Origin of the sequence: Polynucleobacter sp. P1-05-14 (assembly GCF_018881675.1) — a bacterium.
Lineage (GTDB): Bacteria > Pseudomonadota > Gammaproteobacteria > Burkholderiales > Burkholderiaceae > Polynucleobacter.
In genome coordinates this window covers 41,498-61,783 of the sequence record NZ_JACVPV010000011.1, presented here as the reverse complement: position 1 = coordinate 61,783, position 20,286 = coordinate 41,498, and the positions used below count along the sequence as shown (strand labels likewise).

At 45.4% G+C, this 20,286-nt stretch carries 19 protein-coding genes, 1 tRNA gene and 1 pseudogene; 20 read left to right on the top strand and 1 reads right to left on the bottom strand.

Going from position 1 to position 20,286, the window contains the following annotated elements; all coding sequences use genetic code 11:
• Positions 1 to 2: 2 nt before the first annotated feature.
• The 18 genes from secG (at position 3) to ICN37_RS06890 (ending at position 16,403) form a co-directional block, all read left to right on the top strand.
• Positions 3 to 347 (top strand): preprotein translocase subunit SecG, encoded by a 345-nt coding sequence (gene secG, locus ICN37_RS06975; RefSeq protein WP_216156026.1) that lies wholly within the window; start codon positions 3 to 5, stop codon positions 345 to 347.
• An 86-nt stretch (positions 348 to 433) separates the two neighbouring features.
• Positions 434 to 518, top strand: a tRNA-Leu gene (locus ICN37_RS06970).
• A 109-nt stretch (positions 519 to 627) separates the two neighbouring features.
• On the top strand, positions 628 to 987 hold the full coding sequence (locus tag ICN37_RS06965; protein WP_012357790.1) for an NADH-quinone oxidoreductase subunit A: 360 nt from the start codon (positions 628 to 630) through the stop codon (positions 985 to 987).
• 5 nt (positions 988 to 992) lie between these two features.
• Positions 993 to 1,475, top strand: coding sequence for an NADH-quinone oxidoreductase subunit B family protein (locus tag ICN37_RS06960; protein WP_011902891.1), 483 nt, complete (start codon positions 993 to 995; stop codon positions 1,473 to 1,475).
• A gap of 3 nt (positions 1,476 to 1,478) precedes the next feature.
• Positions 1,479 to 2,078 carry an NADH-quinone oxidoreductase subunit C gene (locus ICN37_RS06955; protein ID WP_215319872.1) on the top strand — a complete coding sequence of 200 codons (600 nt, stop codon included), beginning with the start codon at positions 1,479 to 1,481 and terminating at the stop codon, positions 2,076 to 2,078.
• Positions 2,079 to 2,081: 3 nt separating this feature from the next.
• Positions 2,082 to 3,335, top strand: a complete 1,254-nt coding sequence (locus ICN37_RS06950) for an NADH-quinone oxidoreductase subunit D (protein ID WP_216156024.1) — start codon at positions 2,082 to 2,084, stop codon at positions 3,333 to 3,335.
• Between the two features lie 23 nt (positions 3,336 to 3,358).
• Positions 3,359 to 3,865: an NADH-quinone oxidoreductase subunit NuoE gene (gene nuoE / locus ICN37_RS06945; RefSeq protein WP_216156020.1), complete on the top strand. Its 507-nt coding sequence runs from the start codon at positions 3,359 to 3,361 to the stop codon at positions 3,863 to 3,865.
• Positions 3,862 to 5,160 (top strand): NADH-quinone oxidoreductase subunit NuoF, encoded by a 1,299-nt coding sequence (nuoF, locus tag ICN37_RS06940; protein WP_216156017.1) that lies wholly within the window; start codon positions 3,862 to 3,864, stop codon positions 5,158 to 5,160. The genes nuoE and nuoF overlap by 4 nt, the downstream gene beginning before the upstream one ends.
• A gap of 32 nt (positions 5,161 to 5,192) precedes the next feature.
• Positions 5,193 to 7,508, top strand: coding sequence for an NADH-quinone oxidoreductase subunit NuoG (gene nuoG, locus ICN37_RS06935; protein WP_216156014.1), 2,316 nt, complete (start codon positions 5,193 to 5,195; stop codon positions 7,506 to 7,508).
• A gap of 8 nt (positions 7,509 to 7,516) precedes the next feature.
• Positions 7,517 to 8,590: an NADH-quinone oxidoreductase subunit NuoH gene (gene nuoH / locus ICN37_RS06930; RefSeq protein WP_216156010.1), complete on the top strand. Its 1,074-nt coding sequence runs from the start codon at positions 7,517 to 7,519 to the stop codon at positions 8,588 to 8,590.
• 11 nt (positions 8,591 to 8,601) lie between these two features.
• Complete coding sequence (nuoI, locus tag ICN37_RS06925) at positions 8,602 to 9,093, top strand: NADH-quinone oxidoreductase subunit NuoI (RefSeq protein WP_216156007.1); 492 nt, start codon at positions 8,602 to 8,604, stop codon at positions 9,091 to 9,093.
• 20 nt (positions 9,094 to 9,113) lie between these two features.
• Positions 9,114 to 9,761, top strand: coding sequence for an NADH-quinone oxidoreductase subunit J (locus ICN37_RS06920; RefSeq protein WP_215319860.1), 648 nt, complete (start codon positions 9,114 to 9,116; stop codon positions 9,759 to 9,761).
• Positions 9,758 to 10,066, top strand: a complete 309-nt coding sequence (gene nuoK, locus ICN37_RS06915; RefSeq protein ID WP_072582482.1) for an NADH-quinone oxidoreductase subunit NuoK — start codon at positions 9,758 to 9,760, stop codon at positions 10,064 to 10,066. Before ICN37_RS06920 ends, nuoK begins: the two co-directional genes overlap by 4 nt.
• Positions 10,067 to 10,068: 2 nt before the next feature.
• Positions 10,069 to 12,129 carry an NADH-quinone oxidoreductase subunit L gene (gene nuoL, locus ICN37_RS06910; protein ID WP_216156004.1) on the top strand — a complete coding sequence of 687 codons (2,061 nt, stop codon included), beginning with the start codon at positions 10,069 to 10,071 and terminating at the stop codon, positions 12,127 to 12,129.
• Positions 12,130 to 12,153: 24 nt separating this feature from the next.
• Positions 12,154 to 13,620 (top strand): NADH-quinone oxidoreductase subunit M, encoded by a 1,467-nt coding sequence (locus tag ICN37_RS06905; RefSeq protein ID WP_216121116.1) that lies wholly within the window; start codon positions 12,154 to 12,156, stop codon positions 13,618 to 13,620.
• A 10-nt stretch (positions 13,621 to 13,630) separates the two neighbouring features.
• Positions 13,631 to 15,130 carry an NADH-quinone oxidoreductase subunit NuoN gene (gene nuoN / locus ICN37_RS06900; protein WP_216156001.1) on the top strand — a complete coding sequence of 500 codons (1,500 nt, stop codon included), beginning with the start codon at positions 13,631 to 13,633 and terminating at the stop codon, positions 15,128 to 15,130.
• Positions 15,131 to 15,253: 123 nt separating this feature from the next.
• The gene (locus tag ICN37_RS06895; RefSeq protein ID WP_216155998.1) at positions 15,254 to 15,853 is read left to right on the top strand and encodes an NUDIX domain-containing protein; all 600 of its coding nucleotides are present in this window, start codon (positions 15,254 to 15,256) and stop codon (positions 15,851 to 15,853) included.
• A gap of 64 nt (positions 15,854 to 15,917) precedes the next feature.
• Positions 15,918 to 16,403, top strand: coding sequence for a DUF1178 family protein (locus tag ICN37_RS06890; protein WP_216155994.1), 486 nt, complete (start codon positions 15,918 to 15,920; stop codon positions 16,401 to 16,403).
• Positions 16,404 to 16,472: 69 nt separating this feature from the next.
• On the opposite strand, the pseudogene ICN37_RS06885 reads toward ICN37_RS06890, so the two are convergent.
• Positions 16,473 to 17,988: pseudogene (locus ICN37_RS06885) on the bottom strand (CoA-acylating methylmalonate-semialdehyde dehydrogenase).
• A gap of 162 nt (positions 17,989 to 18,150) precedes the next feature.
• Between ICN37_RS06885 and ICN37_RS06880 the strand changes: the two are divergent.
• A complete protein-coding gene (locus ICN37_RS06880) occupies positions 18,151 to 19,272 on the top strand; it encodes an NADH:flavin oxidoreductase/NADH oxidase (protein ID WP_216155992.1) in 1,122 nt (373 codons plus the stop codon).
• A gap of 32 nt (positions 19,273 to 19,304) precedes the next feature.
• Positions 19,305 to 20,279: a tripartite tricarboxylate transporter substrate binding protein gene (locus ICN37_RS06875; protein ID WP_216155989.1), complete on the top strand. Its 975-nt coding sequence runs from the start codon at positions 19,305 to 19,307 to the stop codon at positions 20,277 to 20,279.
• The last annotated feature ends 7 nt before the right edge of the window (positions 20,280 to 20,286 follow it).

The window sequence follows — 20,286 nt, the reverse complement described above, 5'->3', positions numbered from 1 at the left end:
CTGTGGAATGGTTTAAGACTTTATTGATCGTATTGCAGGTAATTTCAGCTTTGGCTGTCATTCTATTGGTGCTATTACAGCAAGGCAAGGGTGCCGATATGGGTGCAGCCTTCGGCTCGGGCTCTTCTGGTAGCCTCTTTGGCGCTAGCGGATCTGCTAATTTCTTGTCCCATACAACGGCTGTTTTTGCAGCAGTTTTCTTCCTTTGTACTTTAGGAATTACTTGGATTGGCAACAAGAAAGAAGTAAGTCCTGGTGTTCTCTCTGGAACTGTAGCCCCGGCAGCAACGCCTGCCGCTCCAGCAGCCCCAACACAGGACCCAAGTAAACCAGCGGTTCCTAAGTAAAAGAGTAGGCTTTTACAGATTTTCTAGCCCAGAATTTGGGGTAGTGCACTTGTGCAATGCAGTAGAATTGATGAGTTTTGCAAGATGCCGACGTGGTGAAATTGGTAGACACGCTATCTTGAGGGGGTAGTGGCTTAGGCTGTGCGAGTTCGAGTCTCGCCGTCGGCACCAAAAAAGGGTATTGATGAGCGTTTTTTGCTCTAAATCAATGTCTTATGTAGTGGAATAAGTAATAATTTGTTGTTTTTAGGAATTACCAGACAAACGAATCAGGGCTATTTTGAATCTCGCTAATTACTTTCCTGTTCTGCTTTTTATCCTCGTAGGTATTGGGGTGGGATTGGTCCCCATGTTCCTCGGAAAAATCTTGGCTCCTTCGAAGCCTGATGCTGAAAAACTCTCTCCCTATGAGTGCGGTTTTGAGGCTTTCGAAGATGCGCGTATGAAGTTTGACGTGCGTTACTACTTAATCGCCATTCTCTTCATCCTGTTTGACTTAGAAACTGCATTCCTATTTCCATGGGGTGTAGCGCTTCGTGACATTGGATGGCTTGGCTACGCCTCTATGGTGATTTTCCTCTTGGAATTTATCGTGGGATTTGTATATATCTGGAAAAAGGGCGCTCTCGACTGGGAGTGATAGATATGGCATTAGAAGGCGTACTCAAAGAAGGTTTTGTAACCACCACTGCGGACCAGTTAATTAACTGGACGCGTAACGGCTCCTTATGGCCTATGACCTTTGGTCTGGCTTGTTGTGCCGTAGAGATGATGCATGCGGGCGCTTCCCGTTATGACTTGGATCGATTTGGCGTTGTATTCCGCCCATCTCCACGTCAATCCGATTTGATGATTGTTGCAGGTACTTTGTGCAACAAGATGGCCCCTGCATTACGTAAAGTGTATGACCAGATGCCAGAACCGCGCTGGGTTATCTCCATGGGTTCTTGCGCAAATGGTGGCGGCTACTATCACAACTCATATTCAGTTGTCCGTGGTTGCGACCGTATTGTGCCAGTGGATATTTATGTGCCTGGTTGCCCTCCAACAGCGGAAGCTTTGATCTACGGAATTATTCAGTTGCAATCCAAGATCGCTCGTACAAGTACGATTGCGCGGAAGGCTTAAATCATGTCAGATCGTTTAATTCAATTAGCGGCCAACTTAGAAAAAGTTTTAGGTAAGCGAGCTAAATCCATTGAGATTGCATTGGGTGAGGTGACTGTAGTTGTTAATGCGGACACTTATTTTGAATCTGCCATGTTGTTACGTGACGATCCTTCGCTTGCTTTTGAGCAAATGATTGATCTGTGTGGTGTTGACTATCAAGATTTCCGTGATGGAGCGTGGAGTGGTCTGCGCTTTGGTGTTGTAAGTCATCTGCTTTCTTTGCAGCACAACTGGCGTTTACGTGTTCGTGTTTTTGCGCCTGATGATAGCTACCCATTAGTGGCCTCAATTACACCAGTTTGGGCTGCGGCCAATTGGTTTGAGCGTGAGGCATTTGATCTCTACGGCATCCTATTTGACGGTCACGAAGACTTGCGTCGTATTTTGACTGACTACGGCTTCATCGGTCATCCATTTAGAAAAGATTTCCCAATTAGCGGCAATGTGGAAATGCGTTATGACCCAGAGTTAAAACGTGTTGTCTATCAACCGGTCACGATCGAGGCTCGAGAAATTACTCCACGCATTGTTCGTGAAGAGCAGTACGGAGGTTCGGTTTAAGTCATGGCACAAATTAAGAACTACACCCTCAATTTCGGTCCTCAGCATCCTGCAGCGCACGGCGTATTACGCTTAGTGCTTGAGCTCGATGGCGAGGTAATTCAGCGTGCCGATCCGCATATCGGTTTATTGCATCGCGCTACTGAGAAATTGGCTGAAACACGTACTTGGATCCAAAACGTTCCATATATGGATCGTTTAGATTACGTTTCTATGATGTCCAATGAGCATGCTTATGTCATGGCCATTGAAAAATTACTGCAGGTTGATGTTCCATTGCGCGCTCAATACATTCGCGTGATGTATGACGAACTCACTCGTTTGCTCAATCATTTGCTATGGATTGGCTGTCATGGTCTGGACGTTGGTGCGATGGCTGTCTTCTTGTACGCTTTCCGTGATCGCGAAGATATCTTTGATATGTATGAGGCGGTATCTGGTGCACGGATGCATGCTGCTTACTATCGTCCAGGTGGCGTATATCGTGACTTGCCTGATCAAACGGCTCAGTACACCAAGAACAAGATTCGCAGTACATCTGCCATTAAGCGTTTGAATGAAAACCGTAGCGGCACATTATTGGACTTCATTGAGCAATTTACTAATGGCTTTGATGCCAATGTTGACGAGTATTGCAACCTTTTAACCGATAACCGGATATGGAAGCAACGATTGGTGAATATCGGTATCGTGACTCCAGAGCGTGCATTGCAGCTCGGCTTCACTGGTCCGATGCTACGCGGTTCAGGTATCGAGTGGGATTTACGTAAGAAACAACCATACGAAGTCTATGACCGTTTAGATTTTGATATCCCAGTTGGCGTGAATGGCGATTCTTATGATCGTTATTTGGTTCGCATGGAAGAAATGCGTCAATCTAATCGCATCATCAAGCAGTGTGTGGCTTGGCTAAAGGCTAATCCAGGCGCTGTCATGAGCGACAACCATAAGGTTTCCCCGCCAAAGCGTGTGGATATGAAAACTAATATGGAGGAGCTCATTCACCATTTCAAATTATTTACTGAAGGCATCCACGTTCCTGATGGCGAGGCTTACTCAGCCGTTGAGCATCCTAAGGGTGAATTTGGCATTTACTTAATTTCTGATGGCGCGAATAAACCCTATCGCATGAAGATTCGTGCCCCAGGATTTGTGCATTTGTCGGCAATGGACGAGATGTCACGTGGCCACATGTTGGCTGATGCAGTAACCATTATTGGTACCCAAGATATTGTGTTCGGGGAGATTGACCGCTAATAAGGCGTGCCAAGGAATATTTAATGACTACGACTCTGCAACTATCCGATAAAACACTGGCTGATATTCATCGCAATATCGCTAAGTATCCTGCTGAGCACAAGCAATCTGCTGTGATGGCTTGTTTGATTGCTGCTCAAACTGAGGTGGGTTGGGTTTCTCCTGAAGTCATTGAAACGGTTGCCCAGATTTTAGAAATGCCAAGTATTGCTGTTGATGAAGTCGCAACTTTTTACAACATGTACAACACCAAGAAAATCGGTAAATACAAATTGGTAATTTGTACTAATTTGCCATGCCAATTAACCCATGGTGAAACTGCAGCAACATACCTTAAAGAGACTTTAGGTATTGGCTACAACGAAACTACCCCATGTGGAACTTTTGCCTTGAAAGAGGGTGAGTGCATGGGTGCCTGTGGTGATTCGCCAGTGATGTTGGTGAATGACAAGCGCATGTGCAGTTTTATGAGTAAAGAAAAGATCGATGCTTTATTGAGTGAGTTACGTGCAGAAGGGAAAGTAGCATGACCAGCTTGCACAATCGCCATATCAAGCCTTTAATCCTCGCTGGATTAAATGGAGATAACTGGTGTTTAAAGGATTACGAAAGCCGTGGGGGCTATCAACAATTACGTCGTTTAATTAACGACAAAGTATCTCCTGATGCCATCATTGCCGAATTAAAGGCTTCTTCATTACGTGGTCGCGGAGGCGCAGGCTTCCCAACGGGTTTGAAGTGGAGCTTTATGCCCCGTCAATTCCCGGGACAAAAATATTTAGTTTGCAATAGCGATGAAGGTGAGCCCGGCACTTTTAAAGACCGGGACATCATGCGCTATAACCCACACGCTTTGATCGAAGGCATGATCATCGGCGCCTATACAATGGGTATTACGGTTGGTTACAACTACATCCACGGTGAAATCTGGGATGTGTATTCTCGCTTCGAAGAGGCGCTTGAAGAGGCGCGTGCTGCTGGATACCTTGGTGACAAAATACTAGGAAGCGATTTCTCCTTCCAGTTGCATGCATCGCCAGGTTGGGGTGCTTATATTTGCGGTGAAGAGACAGCCTTGCTTGAATCTCTAGAAGGTAAAAAAGGGCAGCCACGCTTTAAGCCACCATTCCCTGCAAGTTTTGGCTTGTATGGCAAACCTACAACCATTAATAACACCGAAACATTTGCCGCTGTGCCATTCATTTTGGCCATCGGCGGTCCGGCCTATTTGGAACTTGGAAAACCCAATAATGGTGGAACCAAAATATTCTCGGTATCGGGTGACGTAGTTCATCCAGGCAACTATGAAATTCCGTTGGGAACCCCATTTGCAGAGCTCTTAAAGCTTGCTGGCGGTATGCGTGATGGCAAAGCTTTGAAGGCTGTAATTCCTGGAGGATCTTCTGCGCCAGTTGTTCCTGGTGTGCAGATGATGGATCTGACTATGGATTACGACAGCATTGCAAAAGCAGGATCTATGTTGGGATCTGGCGCTGTGATTGTGATGAACGAGACCCGTTGTATGGTCCGCGCCTTAGAGCGTTTGTCCTATTTCTATCACGAAGAATCTTGTGGTCAATGCACCCCATGTCGTGAAGGTACTGGTTGGTTATGGCGCATTGTTCATCGCATTGAACATGGTGAAGGGCGACCAGAGGACTTGGATTTGCTCAATGACGTAGCTGCCAATATTCAAGGTCGTACGATTTGCGCTTTAGGTGATGCAGCAGCAATGCCGGTACGTGGCATGTTGAAACATTACATGGATGAATTTGCGTATCACGTAGAACATAAGCGCTGCTTAGATTCTGCAAAACCTTTATAAAGATTTAGAGTACGGGATATCTAAAAGTGAGCATGGTAGAAATCGAATTAGATGGTAAGACTGTAGAAGTTCCGCAAGGTTCGATGGTGATGCACGCCGCGAACAAGCTCGGCACCTACGTTCCTCACTTCTGTTATCACAAGAAGTTATCGATTGCCGCTAACTGCCGCATGTGTTTGGTTGAAGTAGAGAAGGCTCCCAAACCTCTACCCGCTTGTGCTACACCAGTAACTCAAGGCATGAAGGTGTTTACGCATTCTGCCAAGGCGGTAGAAGCTCAGCGTTCTGTCATGGAATTCTTGCTCATTAACCATCCATTAGATTGCCCAATTTGCGATCAGGGTGGCGAGTGTCAGTTACAAGACTTAGCAGTTGGTTACGGAAAATCAAACTCACGCTACGATGAAGAGAAGCGAGTAGTCTTCCATAAAAATGTTGGCCCATTGATCTCCATGCAAGAGATGACACGTTGCATCCATTGCACTCGTTGTGTACGCTTCGGACAAGAAGTTGCCGGCGTTATGGAGTTAGGTATGGTTAACCGCGGCGAGCATTCCGAGATCACCACCTTTGTTGGTCAGACGGTAGATTCAGAGTTGTCTGGAAACATGATTGATTTGTGTCCAGTTGGCGCTTTAACCAGCAAGCCATTCCGTTATGCAGCACGTACATGGGAACTCGGACGTAAACGTTCAGTTAGTCCGCACGATAGCTTAGGTGCTAACACTACAGTTCAGACTAAAGCTAATAAAGTCATGCGTGTAGTTGCTCTAGAAAACGAATCCATTAATGAATGCTGGATTAGCGATCGTGATCGCTTCTCTTATGAAGGTTTAAATAGCGCTGATCGTGTAACCACACCTATGGTGAAGCAGGGTGGCCAGTGGTTAGAAACAGATTGGCAGTCAGCTTTAGATTATGTTGCCCATTCTCTGAAAACAATTTCAGCGGAAAGTGGTCCTGAGTTCATTGGGGCTTTAGCTCATCCAATATCTTCCACCGAGGAATTGCACCTCTTGCAAAAGTTGGTGCGTAGCTTGGGTTCCAAACAAATGGAAACTCGATTGCGCCAAACTGATGTAAAAGCTGCAGCAGCAGCGCCATGGTTGGGTATGCCAATCGCCAAGATCAATGAACTGGATCGTGTATTGGTTGTCGGTAGTTTCTTACGTAAAGACCAGCCTGTATTGGCTGCTCGAATTCGTACTGCCAGCAAACGCGCTTTGCAAGTATTACGTATTGATGCAGGTGGTGATGACTGGTTGATTCCAAGTAGCGGTATTTCAGTAGCTCCAAGCGCATGGTTGAATGCATTGAGTGAAGTTGCACTTGCTGTTGCAAAAGCAAAATCATTAACAGCGCCAGTTGGCACATTTAATCTAACCATTTCTCCTGCGGCGCAGAAGATTGCCGATAGTTTGCTTTCCGGCGAGTCAAAAGCTATATTGCTTGGTTCTGCTGCTATTGCGCATCACCATGCTTCTGACTTGCACGTCATGGCGCAATTTATTGCTGATCAGACTGGTGCTACTTTGGGCTTCTTACCAGTTGGCGGCAATGCCGTTGGCGCATCTTTAGTGAATGCTAACGGCGTGGGTGTTGAGTCAGTCTTATCTGGCGAACGTCGCGCAGTGATCTTGATGAATATCGAGCCAGATTCAGATTTGCCAAACCCAGCAGCCGCTCGTGCGGCTTTAGCAAAGGCTAATACCGTTATTGCTTTGAGCGCCTATAAGAGTGCTGACTTGATGGAGGTAGCTGATGTCATTCTGCCTACTTCAGTGTTCTCAGAGACAGTCTCTACCTTTGTGAATTTAGAAGGTAGAGTTCAAACAGTTCAACCTTCAGTGAAGCCTTTAGGCGATTCACGTCCAGCATGGAAAGTTTTGCGAGTATTAGGTGGTCTCTTAGGTTTAGACGGTTTCTTGTTTAATGCTCCTGAGGAAGTGCTAGGAGAAGCATTGGATGATGGTTATTGCAATCGCTTAAATAACAAAGCTACGAGCTCATCGATTGCCAATGGAAATCTGGCACCCTTCAATGGTCTCGAGCGTTTAGCTGATGTCAATATTTATGCTGGCGATCAAATTGTGCGTCGTTCTTCTGCTTTGCAGTCAACACGTGATGCTAAGCGTGGCAACCAGTTAGGCTTAAATAAAACCACTTTCGCTGAATTGGGTCTCAAAGAGGGTGATGCAGTTCGGGTTACCCAAGATTCTCATTCTGTTGATATGCCGGCAACATTAGAAGTTAATTTAGCGCCTGGTGCTGTCAGAATTTCTGCTGGCACCATGGCTAGTGCCAAATTAGGGTCGATGTTTGGTCCGGTAACCGTTAGTAAGGCATAAGGGACGAGATGGATAATTTCTTGAACCTCATTACCACTCAAGGTGAGGCTATTTTCGGCTCACTGTGGCCCTTAGTTTGGGCATTAGTGCGCATTGTGATCATCGTATTGCCAATGTTTGGTTGTGTAGCTTACTTAACCCTCTGGGAAAGAAAGTTAATTGGCTGGATGCATATTCGCCTTGGTCCAAATCGCGTCGGTCCCCTAGGTTTATTGCAGCCAATTGCTGATGCATTGAAGCTCTTGATGAAAGAGATTATTGCTCCTGCTCAAGCTAGCAAGGTTTTGTACTTCATTGCACCAATTATGGTGATCATGCCTGCATTTGCTGCTTGGGCGGTGATTCCATTTCAGGCAAAGATGGTTTTAGCTGATGTAAACGCAGGCTTGCTTTACATCATGGCTATTTCTTCTATTGGTGTTTATGGGGTCATCTTGGCTGGTTGGTCTTCTAACTCTAAATATCCGTTCCTCGGTGCAATGCGCGCATCAGCCCAAATGATCTCCTATGAGATTGCAATGGGATTTGCATTGGTTACCGTCTTGCTTACCTCGGGTTCATTAAATTTAAGTACCATCGTTACTTCACAAGAGCAGGGCTACTTTGCCAGCATGGGCCTTAATTTCCTCTCGTGGAATTGGTTACCTTTATTACCAATGTTCTTGATTTACTTTATCTCTGGCGTGGCTGAAACAAACCGCCACCCATTTGACGTAGTTGAAGGTGAGTCTGAGATCGTAGCTGGACACATGGTTGAGTACTCAGGTATGTCTTTTGCAATGTTCTTCTTGGCGGAGTATGCCAACATGATTTTGATTGCAGCTGTTGCATCTATCATGTTTTTAGGCGGTTGGTTGCCGATTGTTGACTTGCCAATCTTGCGTGATATTCCAGGCTTCTTCTGGTTATTTGGTAAAACATTCTTCCTCTTATCCTGCGTTATCTGGTTACGCGCCACATTACCGCGCTATCGCTATGACCAAATCATGCGCTTGGGTTGGAAAATCTTTATTCCCATCTCAGTTTTCTGGGTGGTTGTTATCGGCGCGTGGGTTGTCTCCCCATGGAATATTTGGAAATAAGTTGATAAATCATGTTTAAGAAAATTTCCCAATTCCTCGATAGCTTGATGCTAAGAGACATCTTGGTCGGTATGTCTATTACGGGCCGCTATATCTTCAAGCCTAAAATTACTGTTCAATATCCGGAAGAAAAGACGCCTTTATCCAGTCGCTTCCGCGGTTTGCATGCTCTTCGTCGTTATGAAAATGGTGAAGAGCGTTGTATCGGCTGCAAGCTTTGTGAAGCAGTTTGTCCAGCTTATGCCATCACTATTGAAACTGCCGAGCGTGATGATGGCACTCGTCGCACCAGTCGTTATGACATCGATCTCACGAAATGTATTTTCTGTGGTTTCTGTGAAGAGGCTTGTCCAGTAGACGCCATTGTTGAAACAAATATTTTTGAGTATTTCGGCGATAAGCGCGGCGACTTGTATTTCACCAAAGATATGCTTTTAGCTGTAGGCGATAAATATGAAAAAGATATCGCCGCTAACCGTGCAGCCGATGCACCTTACCGTTAATCGAATCGAGCTTAACTAATATGACATTCGATCCATCTACTTTATTTGCCATGTTCTTCTATGGTTTTGCAGGCTTATTGGTGATTTCTGCGCTTCGCGTGATCACTGCTCGTAACCCAGTGCATGCAGCGCTATTTTTGGTATTAGCGTTCTTTTGCGCATCAGGCCTTTGGATGTTGCTCAAGGCTGAATTCTTAAGCTTGGCTCTGATACTGGTTTATGTTGGCGCAGTGATGGTCTTATTCCTCTTCGTAGTGATGATGCTGGACTTAGATATTGAACATTTACGTCGCGATTTCAAAAAGTTTCTGCCAGTTGCCTTCTTGATGGGTGCCGTTATTGTTCTAGAATTATCGATTGTGATCATTCGTAGCTTTATTGGAACCAATGTTCCAGTGCAGCCTATGCCAGAAGAAATGATGGCTAACAATACCCAAGCTTTGGGTATGCTGATCTTTGTAGATTATGTATACGCCTTTGAGGTTGCTGGTGTGATCTTGCTGGTGGCGATTATTGCCGCTGTAGCATTGACATTGCGTAATCGCAAAGACTCTAAATCGCAGAATATTCACGAGCAAGTCAATGTCGTTGCGGCAGATCGCATGCGCATTGTGAAAATGGGTTCAGACATGGCTGCAAAGCAAGATACAAGAGGGGAGAAAAAATGAATATCACTCTCGCTCATTATTTAGTGCTGGGTGCAATCTTATTTGCAACTAGCGTTATCGGAATTTTCTTAAACCGCAAGAACGTCATCGTTTTGCTAATGGCAATTGAGCTGATGCTTCTCTCGGTGAACATGAACTTTGTGGCTTTCTCCCATTATTTGGGTGATATGGCTGGTCAAGTATTCGTATTCTTTATTTTGACTGTGGCAGCTGCTGAGGCGGCTATCGGCTTGGCAATTTTGGTTGTGCTCTTCCGTAAGGTTGACACAATTAATGCCGATGATCTTGACCACCTAAAAGGCTAGTCATGCAATTGACCTTAAACATACCTGTACTTTGCGCCATTCCTTTGGCGCCGTTAGTCGGCTCTATCATTGCCGGTTTCTTTGGCACCAAATTAGGCGGCAATCGCATTGGTCATGGGGCCAGTCAGTTTGTAACTATTTTGGGTGTAACCATTGCATTCGTGCTTTCCTGCAATGTATTAGTTCAAGTGATGGATGGCTTCTATTTCAATGGAACTGTTTACCATTGGATGCAATTAGGCGAACTCAATTTAGATATTGGCTTCCTGATTGACCCATTAACAGCAACTATGATGTGTGTAGTGACCTTTGTGTCATTGATGGTTCACATCTATACCATTGGGTATATGCAAGGCGAAGAAGGTTACAACCGCTTCTTCTCCTATATTTCCTTATTTACCTTTGCAATGTTGATGTTGGTGATGAGTAATAACTTGTTGCAACTCTTCTTTGGCTGGGAAGCTGTGGGTGTCGTTTCTTATCTGTTGATTGGCTTTTACTTTGAACGCCAGTCTGCTGTGTTTGCCAATATGAAGGCTTTCTTAGTTAACCGGGTTGGTGACTTTGGTTTCATCTTGGGTATAGGTATTCTTTTGGCTAGCACTGGCTCGATGCAATATGACGTGATCTTCTCTCAGAACTCTGCTTTAGCAGCCCAGACATTGCCTGGTACTAGCTGGAACTTGATGACGGTTGCTTGCATCTGCTTGTTTATTGGTGCAATGGGTAAGTCAGCCCAATTCCCTTTACACGTTTGGCTACCAGATTCAATGGAAGGCCCAACGCCAATTTCCGCATTGATTCATGCTGCAACCATGGTAACCGCTGGTATTTTCATGGTGTCACGCATGTCACCACTGTTTGAACTTTCAGATGTCGCGCTGAGCTTTATCTTGGTGATTGGCTCGATTACAGCGCTCTTTATGGGCTTCCTCGGTATTGTGCAAAACGATATCAAGCGCGTTGTTGCATATTCAACTTTGTCTCAGCTGGGTTATATGACTGTCGCATTGGGTGTTTCTGCATATCCGGTAGCTATCTTTCATTTGATGACGCATGCTTTCTTTAAAGCATTGTTATTCCTTGCTGCAGGTAGCGTAATTCTTGGTATGCATCATGAGCAAGATATGCGTAAGATGGGCGGCCTGTGGAAATATATGCCAATTACTTGCTTGATGATGTTATTGGGCAATCTGGCACTAGTGGGAACTCCATTCTTCTCAGGCTTCTATTCAAAAGACTCCATTATTGAAGCGGTAGCTGCAAGTCATATCCCCGGTTCAGGCTTTGCTTACTTTGCAGTCATGGCTAGCGTATTCGTAACGGCACTATATTCATTCCGTTTGTATTTCTATGTATTCCACGGCAAAGCACGCTGGGGTCATGAGGATTCACATGCTCACGACCATCATCATGATCATGCGGAGCAGGGTGACGATCATGCGCATCATGGTTTAGCTCCAGGTCAAAAGCCACATGAATCACCATTCGTTGTGACTTTGCCATTGATCCTTTTGGCAATTCCATCCGTGATCATTGGCTTCTACACAATCTCGCCGTTGTTATTCGGGACATACTTTGGCGACTCCATATTTATTGACTTAGCGCGCCATCCGGTAATGAAAGAATTGGAAGATGAGTTCCATGGTCCAGTTGCTATGGCAATTCATGCATTCACATCCCCCGTCTTGTTGTTGGTAGCGCTTGGCGTGCTAACTGCTGCAATTGGTTATCTTTGGGCTCCTAAGCTACCAGCAAAAGTTGCTGAAACATTTGCGCCAATTAAGAAATTATTTGATAACAAGTATTACCTCGATGAAATCAACCAAGCCGTGTTTGCTAAAGGTCTAATTTGGATCGGCGGCTTCTTATGGCATCGTGGCGATCAAAAGATCATCGATGGTTTCTTTGTTAATGGTAGTGCCCATGCAGTAGGGCGCTTTGCCGGAGTAATTCGTCATTTGCAATCCGGCTATCTCTACCACTATGCCTTCGCAATGATTGCGGGCCTAGCTGTATTGTTAGCTTGGGTTTTGTATGCTTACCTGCCTTTTGTTCGCTAGGCCTTTGTTACTTAAGTAGCCACTATGATTCTTTCTTACGCCATTTGGACCCCGATTGTCTTTGGACTCATTATTTTGTTTTATGGGTCTGAAAGATCAACTGCCGGTGTACGCTGGTTGACCCTGATCGGAGCTGTGCTTAGCTTTATTGCAACGCTTCCATTGTTGATTAATTTTGATATCGCTAATTCTGGAATGCAGTTCGTTGAAAAGATCAGCTGGATTCCACGTTACGATATTAACTATTACCTAGGCATTGACGGCATTTCTGTTTGGTTCATCGTACTTACTGCATTCATCAACGTCATTGTGGTGATTGCAGCATGGGAAGTGATTCAAACTAAGGTTTCGCAATACATGGCCTCGTTCATGATCCTGTCTGGACTAATGATCGGCGTATTTTGCGCTCTTGACGCATTGCTTTTCTATATGTTCTTTGAGGCGACATTAATTCCGATGTACATCATCATTGGTGTATGGGGCGGCCACAACCGTATTTATGCGGCATTTAAGTTCTTCTTGTATACCTTGCTTGGCTCTTTGCTTACTTTGATTGCCATGCTGTATTTGTACAACGTGACTAATACATTCGATATTTTGGCTTGGCAAAATGCCCGATTAGATATTGTCGAGCAGATCCTATTGTTTGCAGCATTCTTTATGGCGTTTGCTGTCAAGGTTCCAATGTGGCCATTACATACTTGGCTACCAGATGTCCACGTTGAAGCGCCAACAGGTGGCTCAGTGGTTTTGGCTGCAATTATGTTGAAGCTTGGTGCCTATGGATTTCTGCGCTTCTCTTTGCCAATCGCGCCAGATGCGAGCCAATACTTAGGCCCTTTTGTAATCTTCTTATCTTTGGTTGCGGTGATCTATGTAGGTGCAGTTGCTCTTGTTCAAAAAGACATGAAAAAACTGGTTGCCTATTCTTCAGTTGCTCACATGGGCTTTGTAACCTTAGGCTTCTTCCTCTTTAGTCCGCTGGGTATTGAGGGCGGTATTGTGCAGATGATTTCACACGGCTTTGTTGCCGGTGCGATGTTCTTGTCCATTGGCGTACTTTACGACCGTATGCATACCCGACAGATCGCTGATTACGGTGGCGTAGTGCATCGCATGCCTGCATTTACTGCGTTTGCCGTATTAATGGCGATGGCCAACTGCGGTTTACCTGCTACCTCTGGGTTTGTTGGTGAATTCATGGTGATCTTAGCTGCTGTTGACTATGACTTTGTCATCGGTATCCTAGCTGCTACAGCATTGATCTTAGGCGCCGCTTATTCCTTGTGGATGGTGAAACGTGTATTTTTCGGTACCGTTAACAATGCCCACGTTGAAGAGTTAAAGGATTTGAACGGTCGTGAATATTTCTTGATGGCAGTTTTATCTATCTGTGTAATTGGTATGGGTGTCTATCCAAAACCATTTACCGACATCATTCATCCAGCTGTAATTAATCTGTTGCAGCATGTTGCTGTCAGCAAACTCTGAGTAAGTACAAATGCAAGCATTCGACCTTTACGCCATCCTGCCGGAACTTGTTTTACTCGTAGCAACCTGTTTGTTATTGGTTGCTAGCGTTTATGTTCGCGAAAGAGTGGCATCTACCCCTGGTGTTGAGCAAGACATCTTTCATACTCCGCGTGGAGTTGGCTTCGTGTACTTTTTCTCGCTGATCTTATTGGCGTATCTCATTTTTGCTTTCATTGGACGCATGGGCGATCCAGCGCTTGTAGCAATGAATGGGCTATTTCAGTCTGACCCATTTTCTAACTTACTCAAGGCATGTTCTTGCATCGCTGTTTTGGTGAGCTTGATTTATTCTAAGCAATATTTGATGGATCGCGCCTTGTTCCGTCCGGATTTCATTGTCTTAGCTCTGCTTGCTTTGCTTGGCCAGTTTGTATTGATCTCTGGTGCAAATCTGTTAACTCTATACCTAGGCTTGGAGTTGATGGCTTTGCCTACATACGCATTGGTTGCAATGCGTCACAGCAGCGAAAAGAGTGTGGAAGCCGGTATTAAGTACTTTATCTTGGGTGCATTAGCATCCGGTTTCTTACTTTATGGCATGTCGATGCTCTACGGTGTCACCGGATCACTTGACCTTATTGAAATCTTTAAAACCGTTGCTGACCCTCGTGTAAACCATTTGGTGATGGCGTTTGGCTTGGTATTTATTGTTGCCGGTTTAGCCTTCAAGTTGGGTGTGGTGCCATTTCATATGTGGGTACCGGACGTCTATCAAGGTGCGCCAACTGCTGTGACCTTAATGATTGCTGCAGCTCCAAAATTAGCTGCATTTGCATTGTTATTTCGCTTATTGGTAAATACCTTATTGCCTTTATTGGGCGATTGGCAGCCAATGCTGGTTTTGCTCGCAGTTCTATCACTAGTTGTAGGTAACGTGACTGCAATTGCGCAAACCAACATCAAGCGCATGCTGGCTTATTCTGCCATTGCGCAAATGGGCTTTGTTCTCTTGGGCATGTTGTCTGTTTTTGATGATCACGCATTTAGTGCAGCAATGTTCTACGCCATTACCTATGTGTTGACAACCCTTGGCACCTTCGGCTTATTGATGGCTTTGTCGCGCAAAGGTTATGACTGCGAAACCTTGGATGGATTAAAGGGGCTCAATAAGAAGCATCCGTGGTTTGCCTTTATTGGTCTGGTTATGATGTTCTCTTTAGCAGGGATTCCGCCTACAGTTGGTTTTGCAGCTAAATTGGGCGTTCTAGAAGCGCTAGTGGATGCTGAGCATACCTTCTTGGCAGTCATCGCTGTAATGGCTTCTTTAGTGGGTGCCTTCTATTACTTGCGCGTAGTCAAGGTGATGTATTTTGATGAACCTGAGCACGAGATCACAGTTTCTGGTTCAGGCTTTGCTAAAGGGCTCTTGAGTCTTAATAGCATTTTGGTTTTGGTTATCGGCATTGTTCCTGCGGGTCTAATGAGTCTTTGTTTAGATGCAATGCGCCGTACCTTACTGGGGTCTTAGAAGGAATTAACATCTATCTAAAGGCTCCGTAAGGGGCCTTTATCATTTCAGGTGCCATCAAAATGACATTCAATTTAGTTAAGCTGGTTTAATCAATAACAGACGGAATATGTACTAAGACCTATGACTGAAAAATCATTTGAAGATCTGCCGACTGGTGATAAACATTTACGTGAAGTGCGTCTATCTGGAGAGGATATTTACGGCGGCATCTTTTTAAAGATGAAGCGAGATAAAGTGTCATTGCCTGATGGTGAAGAGGCGATACGCGAATATTTAACCCATCCGGGTGCGGTAGCTATTGTTGCGATCTTGGATGATGGTCGTGTGTTGCTCGAGCGCCAGTATCGCTATCCAATCGCAAAAGCCTGCATTGAAATTCCTGCAGGAAAACTAGACCCTAAAGAGGATCAATTAGTATGCGCGAAACGTGAGCTCGAAGAAGAAACCGGATATACAGCAAAAAAATGGAGTTTCATTCGCCGTATTCATCCCGTGATTTCGTATTCAACAGAGTTCATTGATATCTATCTGGCAGAGGAATTGATCCCCGGTAAAAGCCATCTCGATGATGAAGAGTTTTTGGATGTATTTGCTGCTCCATTGGAGCAATTGATTTCTTGGGTTGAGGATGGCGAGATTACGGACGTCAAAACCACGATAGCCACCTATTGGCTTGATCGCTATCGTAGGGGCTTAGTAAAACCGCATCCAATCGAATAGGGCGCATTCAAACCCGATTAAAATAGGGTATTGAATTTATCGTTTTTGCCCCTATATACGTTTTATGAAAGTTTATAACTTATCCTGCCCCCTAGACCATCGCTTTGAAGGGTGGTTTGCTTCGGAAGTGGATTGCCTTGCTCAGCAGGACAAGGGGATGCTTGCGTGTCCAGTATGCGACAGCACAGAGATTACTCGCATGCCCTCAGCTCCGCATATTGGTAAATCATCGTCTACCGAGTTAACTGTATCCAAGTCTGAATCTGAAAGTCTTAGTGGGGGCGTTGTTGCTTTGACTGGAAGCGACCATTCTCATCTCGAGGCTCAAGTACAGGCCGCCTTTTTGAAAGGTATGCGTGAACTAATGGGCCGATCTGAGGATGTTGGCAATTCTTTTGCTGATGAGGCCAGAAAGATTCACTACAAAGAAACTCCTGAGAGAAGTATTCGTGGCCAAACTACTTTCGATGAGGCTGAAGCCTTACGAGAAGAGGGCATCGATGTCCTCTCGATGCCAATGATTCCCGCTCTTAAAAATACGCTACAGTAATTTTTTACTTCATCCTGGCAAATAAAAAAGCGATCCGAAGATCGCTTTTTTGCTAATCACTTCCTGGTATTACTTAGAGGTAGGCATTACAAACTCTGCACCTTTAGCAATACTCTCGGGCCAGCGTTGCATCACACTCTTTTGCTTGGTGTAGAAACGTACGCCTTCTTTGCCGTATGCATGCATATCGCCAAAGATCGACTTTTTCCAACCACCAAAGCCATGCCATAGGTACTGGAATTGGTACGTTAATACCAACCATGCCTACTTGTACACGACGAGCAAATTCACGGGCAATATTGCCATCGCTTGTGAAGCAGGCAACACCATTGCCAAATTCGCAAGAGTTAACTAAGTTAAGCGCATCTGTAAAGTTGGCAACACGCAAGCAGGACAAAACTGGTCCAAAGATTTCTTCTAAGTAAATCTTCATGTCTGGGGTGACATTGTCAAACAATGTACCGCCGATAAAGAATCCGCTCTCGTTGCCAGGAACTTTGAGTCCGCGGCCATCAACAAGGAGTTTTGCTCCCGAAGCTACGCCAGCCTCAATATAGCTGGTAATGCGCTCTAGAGCTGCTTTAGTAACGATTGGTCCCATTTCAGCATCGAGCTCCATGCCGTTTTTAACTTTGAGTGTCTTAGTGCGCTCGATCAGCTTTGGCATGATCTTCTCTGCCACATCACCAACTAATACCGCTACAGAAATCGCCATACAGCGTTCGCCAGCCGAGCCGTAAGCAGCGCCAACCAAGGCATCAATTGCTTTATCAATATCAGCATCAGGCATGATCACCATGTGGTTCTTTGCGCCACCTAAAGCTTGGGAGCGCTTGCCAAAGTGAGCGCAACGCTCATAGATGTAATTGGCAATTGGAGTGGAGCCCACAAAACTCACTGCTTTAACATCTGGATTTTCAAGTAGGGCATCAACCGCTTCTTTGTCGCCCTGAACAACGTTGAATACGCCGTCAGGCAAGCCAGCTTCCTTGAGGAGCTTAGCCATGAACAGTGAAGCAGAAGGATCTGTAGGGCTAGGTTTGAGAATAAAAGTGTTGCCGCAAGCAATCGCAACCGGGAACATCCACATTGGCACCATGACTGGGAAGTTAAATGGGGTGATACCAGCAACTACACCTAAAGGTTGACGCATAACCCAGTTATCGATACCTGTCGATACTTGCTCTGTGTAGTCTCCTTTGAGAAGCTCAGGAATGCCAGTAGCAAATTCCACAATCTCAATACCGCGTGTTACTTCCCCTTGGGCATCGGTAAATACCTTGCCATGTTCTGCTGTAATGATGGCAGCCAACTCATCGCGATGAGCGTTTAGCAATTCAAGATACTTGAACATGATGCGTGCACGGCGCAATGGGGAGGTTTGACTCCACGACACAAAGGCTGTTTGGGCATTGGCTACAACTTCATCAACTTCTTTACGGCTAGCAAGCGCAACACGGCGTGCTACTGTTCCTTTGGTTGGGTTGTAAACATCGGCAAAGCGACCATCTTTAGGGTTAACTACATTGCCGCCAACAAAGTGGCCAATATCTTCTTTTGATTCAAAGGCTTGAGGTGCGTTCATAATCTCTTGTGGTGAGTATTTTTCAGGTTTTGGGTAAAAAAGCCGTTTGGCCAATTAGCCTGCACGACTTCGCTGTCTCGTTTATTCTGCTTTTTAAGTATTCTATCGCTTTACGGTAATTTTCGTATCTTTGACCTATTTTTGGGCTTTTAAAGGCATTCTATGAGTCTTTTATTTTCAAGCTACACCCTCAATTCCCCGCGGGGACCTCTAGAGCTGGCAAATCGCATTGTGGTTGCCCCGATGTGCCAGTATTCGGCCAATAACGGCGAGGCAACTGACTGGCACCTCATGCACTGGGGTAATTTGCTGAATAGTGGCGCAGCACTCTTCATTATTGAGGCTACAGGGGTAAGTCCGGAGGCCAGAATTACGCCTGCTTGTCTTGGGCTCTGGGATGATCGCACTGAAGCAGCTTTGAAAGACAAATTAAGTCGAGCGCGCGGGTTGGCTCCTGCCGTACCTGTTTTTATTCAGTTAGCGCATGCAGGTCGTAAAGCATCCAGTGCAACCCCCTGGGATGGCGGACAATTGCTCCCAACGGATCAGGGCGGATGGGAAACTCTAGCACCCTCAGCGATCCCCCAGTTAGATGGAGAGCGTTTACCTCATGAATTGAGTAAGGTTGAATTAAAAAAGTTGATTGATGATTTTGTAGCATCAGCAAAACGTGCAGATCGTATTGGAATTGATGGGATTGAACTCCATGGTGCCCATGGATACTTGTTGCATCAATTTTTATCTCCTATCGCCAATCAACGCACGGATGAATACGGCGGCTCATTTGAAAACCGCATTCGCTTTCCATTAGAGTTATTTGCTGCCGTAAGAGCCGCATATCATGGAGTTCTTGGCATACGCATTTCAGCTAGCGACTGGATAGAGGGTGGCTGGACTCCGGAAGAAACAGCGAATTTTGCAAGACAACTCAAACCTTTGGGTTGTGATTTCGTACACATTTCTTCTGGTGGCATTTCGCCAAAACAAAAGATTGCAATTGGTCCAAATTACCAAGTGCCTTTTGCAAAGATAGTTAAAGATCAATCTGGTTTGCCAACTATGACTGTTGGACTCATTACCGAGCCACAGCAAGCCGAAGACATTTTGCAGGCGGGTGATGCGGATCTCATCGCTTTGGCTAGAGCATTCCTATACAAGCCTCGCTGGGGTTGGGAAGCTGCAGCAGCTCTAGGTGGCACAGTTACTGCAAATGAGCGTTATTGGCGTTGTTTACCTCGAGAAGCCCAGGCCGTATTTGGTGATGTAAAAGTAGGGCAGCGATAAACATTAAAAAATCATATGTTGGGGGAGCGCTAATGAAAAAATATTCGGTGCTACGCAGTGCGCTTGTAATTTTGGGGTTTGGGATTTCATGCCTAGTTATGGCCCAATCCTTTCCGGATCGTCCAATTACTTTAGTAGTCCCCAATCCACCTGGTGGGCTGGTTGATACTTCGGCACGTCTATTAAGTGAGCCGTTGACGCGTGTGATCGGTCAACCGGTGATTGTTGACAACAAGCCGGGAGCAAGTGGCAATACCGCCTATCAGTATGTTGCCAAAGCAAAACCCGATGGCTACACCTTATTGATTTCCTATTCTGGTTATCACGTTGGTAATCCCGCTTTATTCGATAAGCTTCCGTGGGATCCCATTAAAGATTTTTCTCCAATTGCCTTACTGACTGTTTCAACCAATGTCATTGCAGTGCACCCTTCAGTTCCGGTAAATAATTTGAAGGAATTTATTGCGTACGCAAAAGCTAATCCAGGTAAATTAAATTACGCCTCACAAGGCAATGGTTCTGTGTCGCATATTGGTACTGAGATCTTCAAGCAAACTACTGGTGTGGATATGGTGCATGTTCCATACAAGGGATCTGGTCCAGCCATTCAGGACGTTTTGGCGGGGCAGGTACAGGTATTTATTAGTACGCCACCCTCAGTCATGCAACACGTCCAAAGTGGAAAACTCAAGGGGCTTGCTGTGACCGGCAAAAATCGTCACCCTGGTATGCCAAACGTACCAACTACCGCTGAAGCTGGTCTACCATCATTTCAGTTGGAATCATGGGTGGCCCTCTATGCGCCTGCCGGAACACCTGCACCAGTCGTTACCACGCTCACTAATTCTGTAAAGCAGAGCTTGGCATTGCCTGAAATTAAAGAGCGTGCGGACGCTGCTGGTGTTGAACTTCGTTACTTGGGACCAAACCAAACTGATGCGCTAGTTAAGAAAGAACTTCCTTTCTGGGCTAAAGCAATTAAAGCAGCAAACATTACTCTCGATTAAGAGCTTG